The sequence below is a fragment of the Jeotgalibaca sp. PTS2502 genome (assembly GCF_001975685.1).
Lineage (GTDB): Bacteria > Bacillota > Bacilli > Lactobacillales > Aerococcaceae > Jeotgalibaca > Jeotgalibaca arthritidis.
This window is the reverse complement of record NZ_CP019433.1, coordinates 650786-667777: the sequence shown is the minus strand read 5'-3', so window position 1 is coordinate 667777 and position 16992 is coordinate 650786. Positions and strand designations below refer to the sequence as shown.

General features: G+C 35.6%; 14 protein-coding genes and 1 pseudogene. 9 read left to right on the top strand and 6 right to left on the bottom strand.

Features of this window, described 5'->3' with window-relative positions:
- Nucleotides 1-6: 6 nt before the first annotated feature.
- The 5 genes from BW721_RS03330 to BW721_RS03310 all read left to right on the top strand — a co-directional run bounded on the left by BW721_RS03330 (nucleotide 7) and on the right by BW721_RS03310 (nucleotide 7382).
- Entirely contained in the window at nucleotides 7-384 is a 378-nt protein-coding gene (locus tag BW721_RS03330) for a RidA family protein (RefSeq protein WP_076766103.1), read from the top strand.
- 98 nt (nucleotides 385-482) lie between these two features.
- On the top strand, nucleotides 483-776 hold the full coding sequence (locus tag BW721_RS03325; protein WP_076766101.1) for a RidA family protein: 294 nt from the start codon (nucleotides 483-485) through the stop codon (nucleotides 774-776).
- A 747-nt stretch (nucleotides 777-1523) separates the two neighbouring features.
- Nucleotides 1524-3761: a YcaO-like family protein gene (locus BW721_RS03320; RefSeq protein WP_076766099.1), complete on the top strand. Its 2238-nt coding sequence runs from the start codon at nucleotides 1524-1526 to the stop codon at nucleotides 3759-3761.
- Between the two features lie 43 nt (nucleotides 3762-3804).
- Nucleotides 3805-5595 (top strand): ABC transporter ATP-binding protein, encoded by a 1791-nt coding sequence (locus BW721_RS03315; protein ID WP_076766097.1) that lies wholly within the window; start codon nucleotides 3805-3807, stop codon nucleotides 5593-5595.
- The gene (locus tag BW721_RS03310; RefSeq protein WP_076766094.1) at nucleotides 5592-7382 is read left to right on the top strand and encodes an ABC transporter ATP-binding protein; all 1791 of its coding nucleotides are present in this window, start codon (nucleotides 5592-5594) and stop codon (nucleotides 7380-7382) included. The genes BW721_RS03315 and BW721_RS03310 overlap by 4 nt, the downstream gene beginning before the upstream one ends.
- 460 nt (nucleotides 7383-7842) lie before the next feature.
- On the opposite strand, the gene nth is transcribed toward BW721_RS03310, so the two are convergent.
- A complete protein-coding gene (gene nth, locus BW721_RS03305) occupies nucleotides 7843-8451 on the bottom strand; it encodes an endonuclease III (RefSeq protein ID WP_076766092.1) in 609 nt (202 codons plus the stop codon).
- Between the two features lie 256 nt (nucleotides 8452-8707).
- On the opposite strand from nth, the gene BW721_RS03300 reads away from it, so the two are divergent.
- The 3 genes from BW721_RS03300 to BW721_RS03290 all read left to right on the top strand — a co-directional run bounded on the left by BW721_RS03300 (nucleotide 8708) and on the right by BW721_RS03290 (nucleotide 11217).
- Nucleotides 8708-9376, top strand: coding sequence for a SatD family protein (locus BW721_RS03300; protein WP_076766090.1), 669 nt, complete (start codon nucleotides 8708-8710; stop codon nucleotides 9374-9376).
- Nucleotides 9370-10119 carry a DUF3307 domain-containing protein gene (locus tag BW721_RS03295; protein ID WP_076766088.1) on the top strand — a complete coding sequence of 250 codons (750 nt, stop codon included), beginning with the start codon at nucleotides 9370-9372 and terminating at the stop codon, nucleotides 10117-10119. The genes BW721_RS03300 and BW721_RS03295 overlap by 7 nt, the downstream gene beginning before the upstream one ends.
- 69 nt (nucleotides 10120-10188) lie before the next feature.
- Entirely contained in the window at nucleotides 10189-11217 is a 1029-nt protein-coding gene (locus BW721_RS03290) for a M42 family metallopeptidase (protein WP_076766086.1), read from the top strand.
- Between the two features lie 18 nt (nucleotides 11218-11235).
- Here BW721_RS03290 and BW721_RS12155 read toward each other — a convergent pair whose 3' ends face one another.
- The 4 genes and pseudogenes from BW721_RS12155 to BW721_RS03275 form a co-directional block, all read right to left on the bottom strand.
- Nucleotides 11236-11541, bottom strand: a complete 306-nt coding sequence (locus tag BW721_RS12155; RefSeq protein WP_250637835.1) for a 2-keto-3-deoxygluconate permease — start codon at nucleotides 11539-11541, stop codon at nucleotides 11236-11238.
- Between the two features lie 94 nt (nucleotides 11542-11635).
- Nucleotides 11636-12115: pseudogene (locus BW721_RS12320) on the bottom strand (2-keto-3-deoxygluconate permease); the annotation flags it as partial.
- Between the two features lie 189 nt (nucleotides 12116-12304).
- The gene (locus tag BW721_RS03280) at nucleotides 12305-13288 is read right to left on the bottom strand and encodes a dipeptidase (protein WP_076766084.1); all 984 of its coding nucleotides are present in this window, start codon (nucleotides 13286-13288) and stop codon (nucleotides 12305-12307) included.
- A 10-nt stretch (nucleotides 13289-13298) separates the two neighbouring features.
- Nucleotides 13299-14627, bottom strand: a complete 1329-nt coding sequence (locus BW721_RS03275) for a Na+/H+ antiporter NhaC family protein (RefSeq protein WP_076766081.1) — start codon at nucleotides 14625-14627, stop codon at nucleotides 13299-13301.
- Nucleotides 14628-15247: 620 nt separating this feature from the next.
- On the opposite strand from BW721_RS03275, the gene BW721_RS03260 reads away from it, so the two are divergent.
- Complete coding sequence (locus BW721_RS03260; RefSeq protein ID WP_076766067.1) at nucleotides 15248-15526, top strand: hypothetical protein; 279 nt, start codon at nucleotides 15248-15250, stop codon at nucleotides 15524-15526.
- Nucleotides 15527-16367: 841 nt separating this feature from the next.
- Here the strand turns inward: BW721_RS03260 and BW721_RS03250 are convergent.
- Nucleotides 16368-16976, bottom strand: a complete 609-nt coding sequence (locus BW721_RS03250; protein ID WP_076766063.1) for an IS4 family transposase — start codon at nucleotides 16974-16976, stop codon at nucleotides 16368-16370.
- Between the last annotated feature and the right edge of the window lie 16 nt (nucleotides 16977-16992).

Sequence of the window (16992 nt, the reverse complement as noted above, 5' to 3'; positions counted from 1 at the left end):
AAAACAATGTATAAGTTAGAATCAAGCCGTGCTCCTGAAGCACTCGGACCTTATTCACAAGCGATTGTTACGGGTGATTTCGTTTTTTTATCCGGACAACTAGGGATTAATCGAGAAAAAGGAGGACTGGAAGAAGGGGTGGAAGCCCAAACTCGTCAAGCCTTTAAAAATATTCAAGCTGTATTAGCAGAAGCTAACCTTCATTTAAACCATGTGATAAAGGTTACGGTTCTGTTAAAAAACATAAATGATTTTTCTAAAGTGAATGCTGTCTATGCAGAACACTTTGAACAACCATATCCGGCTAGAAGCGCGTTTGCCGTCAAAGATTTACCTGCTTCAGCCCTTGTAGAAATAGAAGTAATCGCTTGTTTAAAGCGATAACAAATGATGACAAAAAAATACAAATAACAACATATTAAAACAAGGTTCCTAAGCGTTAACATAGGGAACTTATTTAAGGAACATGAGAAAAAAACGCATTGGAAGAAGGGTTGATAGTTCAAACAAAACAAGTACTTAAAAACATTGGTGCAGTTTTAGCAGATGAAAAACTAACGTTGGATGATTTTGCGAAAGTAAACCTTATTCAGCAAGAAGCGCCTTTGCGGGTAAAGACATTCCTGCAGGTGGACTTGTGGAGATTAAAGTCACTAGGAAATAATTTTTCTGGATATTTTCTACTCATCGATTATGAAGTTAACACAAGAGTAAATACTACTCCAAATCACAGCTTTGATACGAGAAAAATTTTTGGTGGAAAACATGTGGATTAAATTAGAAGTGAAGACTTTTTGATTGTTAAATAGATTTTACTTTGAAATTGGTTTTTAGTGTCAAATAAAAAAAGAATGAATTATCCAATAATTTCAGCTAAAAAAGAAAATAAAGTTTTATCGGTATCATTTATACGAAAAGTCTCAAAATTCTCACCTTTTATCCCATTGATATTTGATGTTTTAATAGAATAGAGCAACGTTCAAAACAATTATCATTATTGTGAATGAAGCGACTGGATAATTTTTAAAATTCATTTATGCTTCTAAATTTTTATACACTTATTTTAAACCATTAAGTAAAAATGGGTATTAAAAGAGCATGTACGACTATATTTAACAATTTCAAAATTTTGTTGCCGTAAAAGCGGTAAATTCAAAAATTACATATTTATTGACAAAAAATATAAAGAAATATATAATTTTTATTGAGATAGGAATCTTAGTATTTATTCTCTTAAAGTTTTGCCTAAGAGTATTTGCTAAGATATATCTTAAGATTATATTTTTTGAGAATGGAGGTGTGTTATTATGCAGATTAACGTAGTTAAAGAGCAAAAAGAACAGGTAGCAAAACCATTTGGTGGAAGCCAAAATGGAAACGAACAGAAAAAGAAATAATACAGTAACTGTGCCATAAATCAATAGGCATTGGACAAGACGTACTCTCTTGCCCAATGCCTATTGATTTATGGTTAGTTGAAATTTAAAATAGATGTAACTATTAGTTGTGGAGGAGCAAAGATTATGAGATATGATCCATACGACATACCATTAATTAATGAATTATACAGTTATCAAAACGATAACGATAGGGTGATTTCTTCTTTTTTTTCAGGAGAAATCAAGGTGTTTTATTGTGAACCTACTCTTCTTGAAGAGGTATTATTATATGTTGATGGAAATAATACCTTTGAAGAAATTGAAAATATATTTAAAAATAGATATTCAATTGAAGAAGTAAGTAATTTTCTACTAACTATTTTGAATGAAGGAATTATAAAGATAACTCAAAATAATTTTACAACAAAAAAAGTACCAAGAATGCTAGTGATAGGAGATGGTGCTTTTAGTAATGAATTTTATAAAATTAAAGAATCTTTTCGTACAACTACTCTTAAATTTCTTGAAGATACTTTTATTTATGATTTTGATGTTGCTATATTTGCTCCATCCGATTGTACATATACAGATTTATTGAGTGTAAATAAAAAACTATATAATTATAATAAGCCTTTTGTCCAAGTTAATTTTAATGGAATTGATATTATGGCAGGACCGCTAGTTATACCAAAAAAAAGTGTCTGCTTAGAATGCATTATAAGCTCTAAACTCAAAAATATAAACACTCATATTCCTTGCGATGAAAAGATAGAGATTAATGATTTAAAAAAACTTAAATATTCATATAACATTTCTAGTGCTTTATTTGAATTTCATGAAAGCGTTATACCTCACTTGGCTAATAAAGTATATGATGAAATAACAATGTATTTTAACGGATTTTCGTCAGAACTTATAAACTGCCAATACTTCTTTAAAACATCAACTTTGTGTGTAGACAAAGTTGAAAAGTTGCCTACCACTTACTGCGATTTTTGCAAAGGCATTAATAAAAATTACATTAAAATTGATACGGAGACCAATTTAAAACAAATTTTAAGCACAAACTCTCCCAACTTATCATACGATACCATCAAATACCAAACTGGCGGCATTCGTTCGAAAAGCGAAAGTGAAACAAAGGAAATACTAGACACAGACCTTAAAAAATTAGGATCTAAAATTAGAATTGAGTTTGATGATGGTAATCCTTTTAGAGATATTGCACCTTCTTTTAGCGCATATTTTGATGAAATGAGTACATGCGATTTACCATATATTCTAAAATCTGATAGGGGGGCCGGCAAAGGTCTTACAAAATCTCAAGCTTATTTTTCTGCAGGTTTTGAGATGATAGAGCATATTAGTAGACAATACACAGGTGACATTCCAATCATTGCCGCTAGATACAGAGATATAAAGAAATTTGCTATAGATATGCCACACTTAGCTAGAACGATAATGAACACAAATACTGCTTACGATAAGTTTGATGAAAATATTGAAACTGATTGGGTTGTTGCAACTTCCCTATCTGGTACAGGTAAAAAATTAGTACCGGCTTTTTTAGTGTTTATGTTTGACGTTGAACTTAAGGGTACATTGTTCGGAACAGCATCAACTGGAGTTGCGTCAGGTGCAACATTAGAGGATGCTATATTACATGGGCTTTTTGAGGTCATTGAGCATGACGCTTGGATTATAGGTCAAGCCAACCCGTATACATTGCCTATAGTTGACTATACAAGTTCGAGCAGTGAAAAAGTTAAAGAAATTGTAGCAAAGGTTAAGTCAATGGGATATGATATCATAACACGAGACTATACGAATGATTTGACAATACCTGTATTTAGAACGTATATAACAAATAGAGAGGATTTTTCGCAATATTCTTATAATGGTTTCGGATGTCATGTATCATCAGAAATAGCGCTTGAACGTTCTATTACAGAAGCTGCACAATTTTGCGATTCTCTTTTTGGCGGTAGTGAATCTAGCTCAATAACTAGAAATGTTTTATCTTCAAGTCTAGTTAATCTTTATAATCAACACTTTGTTGTAAACAAGGATGTGCTAGGAAAAACAGATGGAAAAACATTAATAGGAAAATCAGTTTTTGAATTTAACAGCTCCTATGATCTTATTCAAAAAATAACGAGGCTGATTAAGGAAAAAATTGGTGGAGATGTCTATTATGTTGAGTTAACCAAGCCGGGTATGAATGTTAAAGTTGTGAGAACCATAGTAACTGGCGATATCCAAAGAATGAATCATCCGATAATCTCAGCTAGCCCAAGATTGTTTGAATTTGGTGTTAGATGTGGTTATAGTGATAAAAAGACGACATATGAAGAATTATTTATGGGGAACTATCAGCATTAGTATCAATATTTAGTAAAAAAATTATAGAGCGGGGCATAATTTAATGTTAGAAGCAAGAAAATACAAATGGATTGATGTACTGCGTATTCCTTATGAAATTTCTCCATTATTAATAGTGGCTTATGTTTTTTTGGAACTCATACAGGCTATAATATCGACGTTTGTGGTTGTTTACGCAACATCATTTTTTGTAGATACTGCTTTTGCGGTATTTGCAGATAAGTTATTAGTAAGTACCATATATGCTCCACTTGGAGTCCTTCTAGGTGTTGTTGCCATAAGTAACATAATTGATAATTTTTTTGGGGTATTGCAGTCAAGACTAAAAATTGTCATGGAACTTAAGCTTGAACCTGCTATCTTAGACACACAGGCAAGTCTGAAATATAAATATATTGAAGATTCTAATACTAGGGAACTAGTAGAGCGTTTATCTGAAGGTATTGTGGTGAACCTACTAAGTGGTGTACGTGCCTGTGCTGTAATTGCTCGTAGTATTGTTTCTATAGCTGCAATTTTGACTTTAATTTTGGCACAGGTTTGGTGGGCAGCCATATTAATTGCCATTTTAAGCGTACCTTTGTTTTGGATGTCACTGAAAGCTGGTGGTGAAAATTACGATGCTTGGATGGAAGCTTGGCCTTATGAACATCGTTTTAGCTATTATAGCGATGATATATTGACTAGTCGTGAAGCTACACAGGAGCGTACTCTTTTTGGGTATGCCGACTATATTGTAAATCTTCATAGCAATCACTTTGAAATAGCTAGAAAAATACAAGAAAAAGTAGGCATTAGAACAAAAATAGCTATAGAGGCTACCGGTATTTTTATGTCAGTAATTGCTTTACTCATATCATTTACTCTTATAAAGCCTGTTATAGCTGGAACTTTAAGCCCAGGTATGTTCATGGGAGTTGTTTCCGCTGTTTTTTCAATGGCTACAACCATTGGAGGGACCTTACAAGAGTCAGCAAAAGACCTTTCATATGCTAAAAGGTGCATGGATGATTTGACGGTATTCATGGCTCTAGATTTACAGGATGGTGCAACTGATTTACCTGATAAAATACCACCTGTTTTTGAAAGTCTATCATTTAAAAATGTGTGGTTTAAATATCCAAACGCAGAACACTACACCTTGCGCAATGTATCTTTTGATATTCAGGGCAATAAGCATTATGCTTTTGTTGGTGCAAATGGGTCGGGGAAAACTACCATTATTAAGCTTCTAACGGGGCTATATGATATGTATGACGGAGAGATTTTAATTAATGGAAAAGAACTTCGTACATACGCGACATCTACTTTAAAGGCAATATTTTCAGTTGTGTATCAAGATTTTGCTCGATATGAGGTTTCACTTAAGGACAACATTGCACTTGGTAATGCTTCAAAGGATGTAAGTGTGGAAGAGATTCATAAGGTTACTGATAAGGTTGCCTTGACTGACACAATTGCAAATTTGAAAGATGGATTATATACACCTCTCGGAAAAATTGACAAAGATGGTTTAGAACTATCAGGTGGACAGTGGCAAAAAGTAGCGATTGCGCGTTCCTTAATAAGCCCGGCACCTATCAAGATTTTAGATGAGCCAACAGCTGCCTTGGATCCAATTGCAGAAAGTAGAATTTATCAAGAATTTGAAGAGCTTATGAAAAGGAAAACTACAATCTTTATCAGTCATCGTTTAGGTTCTACCAAGTTGGCCAATGAAATTTTAGTAATAGATGGTGGAGAAATCATAGAAAAAGGAACACACAATGAATTAATTAAAATGAGTGGCACATATGCTAATATGTTCGAATCGCAGAGGAGGTGGTATGAATGATGAAGAAAAAAACCAAGTATGGAATTGTATACGTTGTGTTTCGATCTATTTTACAGTATATCAAGACATCCAAAGGTTGGGCTGTTTCAGAACATTGTGTTGCAGTACTCAGCTCTCTTTCGTGGATAGTAGGTATTTTTTTCACACAAAAGTTATTTGATTTAATCACTGAGGCGAGTAGAGGGAATGCTAGTTATTCACAGGTTGGGGTTGCACTAGGCACAATGGCAGCTATAACGATAGGTCAACAGGTACTTAGGGGCATTGATAAGTACTTGCAAAGTTATGTATCATATAAAAATGTTGGTAAGTTTATGTCAGAACTTATGCTAAAGCTTAGTCGTGTATCAGCAGAACATTTTGAAGATCCCAACTTTTTGGATAACATAGATAAAACGAAAAGGTGTATAGAATATGAGGCGTTAGGAAGTTTTTCTAGCAATTGCTTACGTCTGTTCACATATTATGGTGTTTTTTTTGCATCTGTATCCATTTATTTTTTTGAATTATCGCCTCTACTCCCTTTAATAATTTTTCTGTCATTTGTACCAGCGATTTTGGGTCAGTTATTTCAGATGAAGGTGTTTATAGGGTTAGAAAATGAAAGTGCGCCTCTTCGTCGTCAGTATAGCTACTACAAAAAAGCTATATCAAGCCAACAGACTTTTAAAGAAACTCGTATACTAGGGGCTTTTGATTTTTTTAGGAACTTCTTCAGTAACACATTGTTACTATTGTCAAAAAAGACGTGGAAAGTAGAACGAAAAGCTGCTTTTATCCGATTAATTCTTAGTTTGGTGTCATTTATTGGATTCGGAGTATCAACTATAATGCTTTTTAATTCTGCGATGTCTGGAGAGATTAGTATTGGTACCTTTGTAGCTATTTTTGGAGTACTTTCACAAATTTTTTCCATGGCTGAGGAACTAGTATCAATACAGGTTAGTCAAGGTAGTGAAACGATAGGTAAAATTGAAATATACTACAGATTGATGGATATGGAAGAAATGGATGGAAAAAAGGCTGTTGTTGATTTTTCAAAAGGAATTGTAGCAAAAGATGTCAATTTTACTTATCCTGGAACAAGTGAAATTGCAGTTCAGAGTGCAACGATTACTATCGCAGAGGGTGAAACAATTGCAATTGTGGGCGAGAATGGTGCTGGCAAATCCACTTTGGTACGCCTTCTTATTGGACTTTACCGTCCCGATAATGGTTTAGTAGAAATAGGTGGACAAAATAGTAGTAATACACACCCCGGTTCAATTTTTAGAGATATTTCGGCCGTTTTTCAAGATTTTTTGTGTTACAAGATGACATTAGCAGAGAATATAGCTATCAGTAATACGAAGGAAATTCGTAATCATGATAGCATACAGAGAGTTCTTCAAGATTGTGAATTTTATGAAGACTCTGTCACACTTGATACAATGCTTTCAACGGAGTTTGGTGGTATTGATCTTTCTGGAGGACAATGGCAACGAATAGCAATAGCTCGCGGGCTTTATAGAACAAATAGTATCATTGTACTTGACGAGCCAACCGCTGCTGTGGATCCAATTGAGGAAGAACGAGTTTATAACCAATTTAAGCGTTTATCCAAAGATAAATGTTCTATCCTTGTAACACACCGTCTTGCTTCGGCCAAGTTTGCTAATCGAATTGTAGTAATGGACAAGGGGAAGATTGTTGATATCGGGTGTCATGACGAATTGGTTGAGCGTAAGAGCAAATATGCAACAATGTGGGAAGCACAGTCTGCTTGGTATGTGAATAGAAGTAGTTAATTATACGAGTTCTGAACAACATAGTTCAATTTGTACTGTGGGTAGTTTTTGAAGGCTATCTTTTAAATTTTTATACCTCTCTTTCCTTGATAAGAATAACTCATGTGGTTTTGTTACTGATACTCTTTTTGGGGTTACCGATATACAAAAATGAACCAAGCAAATTAGAGTTATCACGTTCAGACGAAAAAATAGAACTCTATCTTTGGATTGCAAGCCAAGAGTACTTCAAGAAAGAAGAAGGTCAGTCGCTATAATCTACTTCAGGGGTAAGCATGCCTCTGTTGCTAAAAGTTATAAAAAAGACTTGGTAATAAAAGGACATAAAGTACCTAGAGTTGGATGAAAAACCAGCAGAAGAGCAGATTGAATAAACGTTTTACAGGGGAGTACTACTAACGAAATAAATATAAGAAGCCAGAACATCTTTCGTAAATTGATGTTCTGGCTTCTTATATTTTTAATGAATATATTCATCACATTTTGGATTTCTTGGGGAGCAAATATTTCTTCCAAAAAAGATAATCGAATGATGGGCTTGATTCCATAAGTCACGGGGTAAGATAGCTGTGACGATCTTTTCTATTTGAAGGGGTGTTGCATTTTGAGGCACGATCTTGTGGTGCTTGCAAACACGAGAAACATGGGTATCTACTGGGAATGCCGGGATATCGAAACCAACACTTAAAACCACATTAGCTGTTTTGCGGCCAACACCGGCTAATGATTCCAATTCAGGTCGTGTATGAGGGATTTCACCGTTAAATTGTTCGACTAGTTGATTGGCACATTGATAGATGTGCTTGGCTTTATTACGGTAGAGCCCAATCGTCTTAATATAAGGTTCAATTTCCTCTGGTGACGCTATTGCAAAATCCTTGGGTGTCGGAAAACGTTCAAATAATACGGGTGTGACTTTATTAACCGCAATGTCAGTTGTTTGAGCGCTTAACAGAACCGCAATAAGTAATTCAAAATTATTACGATAAGTTAGAATTGTTTTAACATCAGGGTAAAGCGCAATAATCTGTTCAAGTACATCTCTTGCTTTTTTCTTTGATAATACCATTTATAATCACCTATATTGTTTTTTGTTGATACTATTATAACATAGCTATTTACAAAAAATAAAAGACGTTTTACCTGCAAACAGAAGATGGCAGTATCCGTGGTAGAATGGTTATAGATTTCCAATAAATTAAATGAGTCCCTTGTTAATGCCCTTATTAGTGAATCTTTCTAAAAGATTCGTTTATAAGGGCATTTTTGTTTATAATTCACTTTAAAGGCGATTTTATGTTATAATGCCCTAAAGAGGTGATTATATGGGAAATCAAAGCTTTATTGCCATTATTGGCGATATAAAAGACTCCAGGCATTTAGAAAATAGAAATAAGACTCAAGAAACGTTCAAGGGTGTACTTGACCATATCAATAATAAGTATCAAGCTAATATTGCGTCAAACTTTATGATTACACTAGGAGATAGCTTTCAAGGGCTCTTGCATCCAGAAGCAGACCTGTTTGCTATTTTATTTGAACTAGAGTTAGCCATGTCTCCCGTTGACTTCCGTTTTGGAATAGGTGTGGGGCAAATTACGACGACAATTAACCCTACTAACTCTATGGAAATGGATGGACCGGCTTATCACTTAGCTAGAGAGATGATTGAACAGATCGAGGACAGTGAACGAAAGCACCATCAGCCAGAAACAAACACTCTGATTCGTTTACAAAAGGATGGTTCCAATGTTGAAATAGCCTTAAATACTATTCTTTCACTGACGACGGCACTTAAGTCGAAATGGACTGACCGCCAAAAAGAGGTACTCTATGCCTATGTCAATCAAGCTGAGAATCAGTATCATGCAGCAGAAGCACTAGGTATTGGGCAATCCAGCGTTAATAAAGTCTTAAAAGCGACCAGTTACTATAACTATAAGAATGCCCTTCAACAAGCAACACGTCTATTAAGGGGGACAATCACATGCTAAAAGATGTCTTCCTACTCTTATTAATGGGTCATTTTTTAGGAGATTTTTATTTCCAATCCCATGCGATAGCCAAAACAAAAGATAAAGACAAAGGCGCATTATTCACCCATTGCAGCATTTACGCTCTCACGATGTTTATGCTAGCAATACTCTTATTCAGTTGGTCAATGCTAGTGACTGTCTTTCTACTAGCGATCGCTCACTTAGTCATTGACTCCGTTAAACACAGGATGAGTCGTCGCCGACTGACAACCTATCAAAAAGAAGCCCGCTTATTTGTTATTGATCAAATGCTCCATCTCGGTTGTATCGTTCTAGCAGTTATTGGACTCAGTTTTATCCAGGAGCCATTTGAGTATCTGCCTATCTTAACGCGCTTTTTTAGTCAGTTAGCGATTCAACCGACTGAGCTGTTAGCTTGGGTGGTTATGCTGCTCTTTATTATGCAACCAGCTAGTATTACCATTAAAAAAGTTTTATATGTTTATCGACCGATTCCGGATACAAGTGAAGATGACGAGGGCGTACCGAATGCCGGCTCCTTAATTGGGATATTTGAACGTTTATTTATCTTTTTGATGCTATCGGTGAGTCAGTACACCGCAATTGGCTTTATTTTAACGGCTAAATCAATTGCTCGATACAATAAAATTTCTGAAAGCCCACAATTTGCGGAGTATTACCTATTGGGGACACTACTTAGCAGTTTACTTGTGGTCATAGGCTATCTTTTAATTTTTTAATTGCCAATAATACTCGCTTAAATAAAGTGACTAGCGTTATAATAGAAAAAGATAAAGGAGTGTGGAATGATGTTTGAAAAAGAAACGACAGTCTCCTTTTTAAAAGAGTTGCTGTCTATTAATAGCCCAACTGGCTATACTAAAAACGCTATTGATTTTCTAAGAGAGCGTATTGAAGCATTGGGATATGAAACAAAGACAACACCAAAAGGGAATTTACTCGTTGAAGTAGCAGGTAAGGATACGTCAGTAACGCGTGGACTAAGTGGTCATGTGGATACATTAGGGCTAATGGTTCGTTCAATCAATAGTGATGGGACTTTAGCACTAACCAAACTAGGCGGACCACTAACGCCAACATTAGACGGTGAGTACTGTGATATTATGACGCGTTCAGGCAAGGTTTATAGTGGAACGATTCTATCAAATACACCATCTATCCATGTTTTCCCAGATGCAGCAACAAAAGCAAGAGACGTTGATAATTTGGTAGTTAAGATTGATGAACGTGTTAAAACAAAAGAAGACGTTCAAAACCTTGGCATTCAAAACGGTGATATTGTTGCTTATGATCCTAAAGTAGTTGTTACTGAATCTGGATTTGTAAAATCACGTTTTCTAGATGATAAAGCATCAGTTGCCTTATTAGTGAGTTTATTAAAACAAATCAAAGACAAGACTATTACTCCAGCGACAAATCTAACGTTTATTTTCTCAACTTATGAGGAAGTTGGGCATGGTGCGTCCTTTATTCCTGAAAATATTACGGAACTATTGGCAGTCGATATGGGTTGTATTGGATTAGATTTAGCATGTAGCGAATACGATGTCTCTATCTGTGCGAAAGATTCATCTGGTCCTTATGACTATGAACTAACGACTCATTTAATTAACCTTGCTCAGAAAAATGAACTTAGCTATGCGGTTGATATTTATCCTATGTACGGCAGTGATGCATCAGCAGCACTAAGAGGCGGGGCTAATATTAGAGCAGCGTTAATTGGGCCTGGTGTGGCAAGTAGCCATGGTATGGAGCGGACGCACGTGGATGCTTTAGAAAATACCTTTAACTTATTAGTCGCTTACATCCAAAACTAAAGAAAAAACCGTCAGACATTAAGCCTGGCGGTTTTTTTGCGTATAACCAATAAATAATGGGGTGAAAATGGAGGTAATGATGGATGCAAGTAGAATCTGTGAGTTGGCTGCTGTTACTTCAGCTTGTAAATGAGGGAAAACCTCGGCAATCGTTGGCGCAACCACAGTTGATATGCCGGCAACTGTCATCATTGCTAGAGCAGAAATCCCGTCTTTTTTTAATATAAAACGGTCGACTAGATAGAGAGATGACATGATCACTATAAATATTAGTGTCAGTAGCAGACCTGGTAAGCCTGCAGATAAGGCATCTTTTAGATTCATCGATTGACCCAAATTCCAACCTAAAAAAGGGTAGTAATGCCCCAACAAGTGGACCAAATAGTTTCCCAATAGCTGGGTCTAAGTTTCCTAAGATAATCCCAATGAGGAATGGCAAGAGTACTGAAACAATCGGCATCCAATTCAATTCCGTTAAACTAGCATTCGAATAAAAGAGCATGAAGACAATAAGGGGCAGCATCGGGAGTGTCACAGCTGCAGATAGACCCATAATTGCTGAATCTTCTTTATAACCGTAGTTGTCTAAAATAGACACTTGGACAGCGGGGTTTAAACTGAACATAGCCCCGACAAAGGCTATTGAAGAAACACCCAAAAATCCATCTGTACCAAATACAGCTAAAAAGGCAAAAGACAAGATAAGTGCAATTATAACTTTGGTTAATAGTAAAACGCCTTGGTGCTTGAGTAGTCGTTTAAGTACTTTAATATTAATGCGTGTTCCAGTAGAAAATGATAATACGGCTGAAATAAACCCAGTTCCAGAGCTTGTTAGCAACGACTCAGTTAATCCTCCAATATGAAACAAATTCGGCCAAAAAGTGAAAAGTATCATACTCACAATCAGTGGGAGTAAAAACGTTCCAGCTGGTATTTTATTTATGGCTTTTAACATTTAACATCATCCTTCCCATAAAAAAGCTCATCTCATTCTATTATACGCCTTAATAAGAATGATTTCACTCAACTGTCCCTTTATATAAAATAGTAGCCATTGAATGTGATATTAATGGCTACTGTTTTATTATTTCGTTAAAATACGGCTAGCATTAAGATAGGCAAGTTTCTCAATTCGCTTATGTGGCCATTTATGTGCCTCTAAGCGTTCAAAGAGTTTTGGCATATCAAGCGGAGACGCAATCTCAAACTGTCCACTCGTACCGTCAAAATCAGTCCCAATTGCTAGTACATCCTCACCACCATAGTTATATAAATAATCCAAGTGGCGAATCATATCAGAAATGGTAGAGTCATCACCAGATCCTCTTAAAAAGCGAGGCGAGATGCACAAACCAACTACACCGCCTGAATTGGCAATTCCCTTAATATGTTCATCAGTTAGGTTACGCGAATGATGAGCAATAGAACGGGCATTAGAATGAGTAGCAACGACAGGTTGTTTTGAATATGCAAGCACATCGCTAATACCACCATCATTGAGGTGAGACACGTCGACTGTTATACCCAATTCATTCATATACTGAGTTGCTTCAATTCCAAATCGTTTTAACCCTTTTTGGTTGAGTTCCGGATCTAAACTGTTAGGATAACCAAAACAGTTTTCATGATTCCAGATTATTCCCATCATTCCGAATCCCATTTTATGAAGCATATCAAGATTATCAAGCGAGTTATTGACCGCACGAGCATCTTCTAGTGTTAAGATAGCTGAAATCTTGCCAGCAGCTTTATTCTTTTGAATATCAGCAGTGTTTTTCGCCCAAGCCATATGTTCATGGTTTTTTTCCATCTCTTTGTTAAGACGATCAACAGCTTTTTTGATATAGGCGATATCTTCTTCATGATTTTGCGGGCTAAACTCAGGATGAATCGTCATCTGATCAAACTGACCATCTGGCAGCCAAACCGCAAAACACTGAGCCAATGCATGACCAGCTTGAAGTTTTTGGATGTTAATATGAGTATTCTCAACATCATAGAGTGATGCTGCTTCGCCAGCTTGCATGAGCGGTAAAATGGTATCTGCGTGTAAATCAATATAATTCATGGTTATCCTCCTAAAACAAATTAACACCAACAAAGGCCCAAATGATGATACAAATCACTAGTGGGGCGATACTTAACCAATTTCCTTTTAACATTAATTTCGTGTTTGACGATTGGGCAATGCCAAGCTGACCAATCATGTTAGAAGTCGGGTAAATACTACCAGTTAAGCGTGTTGCGGATAAGAGCGAGATGGCAAACATCTGCAGAGGAAGACCAGATGACTCAATCATCGGTTTAAACATATCAGTAATAATTTGTAACTCTGCCACCGCAGCAGCTTCGACACCCAAGCCACCGACAATCGCTGAAATTAACATAACAGCTGGTGCGCTAATATTGGTAAATGTCGTTTGAAGGAGTTCAGATAAAGCCTCAAAACCGCCCGCAGCTGTGACCATTTCAAGTAAAACATCAATCGTAATAAAAATGAGGAAGAGATCTGCCATACTGGCAACACCTTCCACAATTTTTTCTTCTGCTACCTTTGGATGAATGCGGCCGAAGAGGGCAACAATAATCATTAAAATAATCATGACGATAATCGCATAATTTGTTCCTTGACCAGTTACTACACCAAAGACAACAAGCGCTAAGAAGGAGACAATAAAGGCAATAGTTGCTTGACGTTCTTTAGAACTAACGACAAACTGATCAAAATCAACAGCTTGCGACAAATCATAGTGTTCTTTGCCTTCTGTTTGCTTTTGAATATGGATGGATGCAAACCACGTACCTGCTAGCCATAATAGACCAAACGGCAGTCCTGCGAACAACATATATTCACCATATGACATGTCCGTCAACTCTAACATAGCCAATGTAACACCTGTTAATGGCCCCCAAATTAAACCAACTTCACCTGCATTTTTTAAGATTAAAGCCGTAGCTGTCGGCGTTAAACCAATACTAGCTAAAACAGGAATAATAATAGGTGCAATAATGGCATTACCGCCACCTAATGTGCCCAATAACCCACAAATGATAATCGAAATCACCATAAGGGCGAAGCGAGCTTTGTTTTTCGAATTCACTTTTAACCCTTTAACAATCCAATAAACTAATGTCTCAGTAATACCACTGGCGTTCATGAGACGGCCAAGAGCAGCCCCTAACATAATAATAAATCCAATTGTCGCCACAAAAGACCCTAAACTGCCTGCAAAATCAGCAGCCAACATACCTAAGTCATGGCCAATTAAAATCGCGCCAATAGCAATCCCAATAATCGTTGCTAACAAATTACTTTGATTCATAAAAATAAGGACAATATAAACCACTAAAGGTAATAAACCTAATAAAGAAGGGGATTCTACCAGTGCATTCACTCCTAATTCCATCTTCATTCTCCTTTCAAAATTAAAATAGTATTAGTCGATTATAGCATAAGACTAAAATATAACGCGGAAGTTAAGGATGAAATGTAGGAGATTTTACGAATATTATAAATAAACCTTATGTTTCTATAATAATGATGTTATATAAAAAGTGTTATAATACAATAAGAGCTAACAGGAGGTTATAAGAGTGAAGATAAAAATGTTAGTATCTCTGTTGCTTTTGTTTTTGATTACGAGTAGTTGGCTTATCTATAGAGAAAATCCTAATAATAGCTATAGAGCACCAGGAACATCAGTATTGATGATCATTACTATGTCAACAGTATTTCTGCAACATACTCGTCTATTATTTTTGATGATAACGATGGACACTATAAGAGCTTTACAGATTTGCTTGTTAGATTAAACTGGGATGACAACTACATAGTAGCCAGCTATCTTGTTGAATTGAATTCTAGAGAATTGAACTATCTTATTCTTAATAAGGATACTCACGAAGTAACAACTTATTTGACAGTTAATGATTTTAAAACAGCTATGGCTGAAAAAGACATAAATTTAAATCTCAAAAGAAAACATGAATTTGATTGGTTTTAAATCTGTGATTTTGGAGGAGAGCAATGAAAAAAAGAATTGATTATATTCTAAATAGGCTTGATTTAAGCACTGTTTTTAAGTGGAATATGGGTTTGCTGATTGTTGGTATTATTTTACGATTAAACTTCTTCCCAGCTAGTGGTATTGATTTACCTGAGGAACAAGCAAAAGAAATTTGGGCTGCAGGATCTATCAATTATCCTTTAGGGAATGTGCTTGTTTGCTGTTCGTTTATAGTGTTTATTTTGATTTTCGTAGCTTACATTTATAAAAAATACAAAAATAAGGAGAAGAGACTGTGAAAAAAAAACGAAGATAACTATTGCTCTATCTTTGCTAGTGATTATTTTAAGTGTTTGGTTTTGGGAGAATAGCAACCAAAAACACCCAATTTTACTTGGATCTTATCAATCAGAAACAATGCCGCCAAATATTTATATGTTGTCTTTTGATCGAAAGGGTAGGTATGAAGTTTATTACAATTCGGAATTAGTAGACGAAGGGACTTTTAGTGACGTTAATAATACTGAAACCTACATAATAGAATCATCTTCAGAAAATCAGCTTATTGTTTTGTTGGAAAATAATGAATTTTATTACTATGCACCTGACAATCAACTATTCTTATTAAAAACTTAGATAAAGTTCCAACAAGCCTAAATTAACCTGAGAATTAATTTAAAAAGTATTTCTTACATATCGTTTAACAACAGGGTTATAGGTAAAATTTGAATGAAAATAAATGTGGAGGGAACTAACAAAAACAACCATTTCGATTTTTCTTTGAAAAGATTAATACAACAGATTATGCCAGCTCCTGCCATTGTCCACCATACTGTATCAAAAAACACATATGGCAGAGAAAAACTGTTAGTAAAATATAGTGTCAATACAACCATATGAAGAACGACTATAAATCCATTATTTAATTTCTTTTTTTTAGATTGACGATAAAAGATACAAAAAATATCACTAGTGTTGCATTAAAAAGTAATGATTGTTAATTGATGAATTGTTAACTTAATCACAAGTTGTTTTCGTAAATTTTCACAAAAAAGTCAATTGCTAGCGCAAGGGATGACTTTTTCCAGAAAATTTTAATGTTATTTTGTTTTATCCACACCGGTTTGCGACAATCGACACTTAATCTGGCTCGAATAGTTTCTTAAAGTACGTATACGGTTCAAATTGAACCGACCGTAACCGTCTCAAAATTTGAAATGATGTCTGTTTCAAATTGAGTTCGAGCTTTATAAGTAAAGTCAGTAAGTAAACGATCATTGCCAGACATAACTGATTAGCCACGCCATTTTCCGATTTTGAGAAATAGGTTTTGATGGTCATGTGCTGCTTGATATGTTTAAAAAACAACTCAATCTGCCATCTTGACTGATACATTTTTCCTATCTCTTCCGCCGGAAGATCATGGCGATTGGTGACAATGCGTAGATTAGACCGTCCTTTTCGGCGAATGGTCACCAGTCGAAAGCGGCTAGTGATGTAATTTTGTTTCCCCAGTGCAACCAGCTGGTCACTAATGACATCGGATGATTCGGATGTATCAAATGCGTCAAGAACATGCACAATCGTATTTTTCTTCACTCGTGTGACAAAGAAGTAACCATCCCAATGGAGCTGATCGAACCGTTCAAAGTCTAAGTAGCCTCTGTCAAAAATGTAAGTCGCTATTTGTTTTATACTTATCCATGTGTAGTCCTTTGTATTGGTCTTGGATAAGTCATCCATCTCCATTATAAAGAATTTTTTT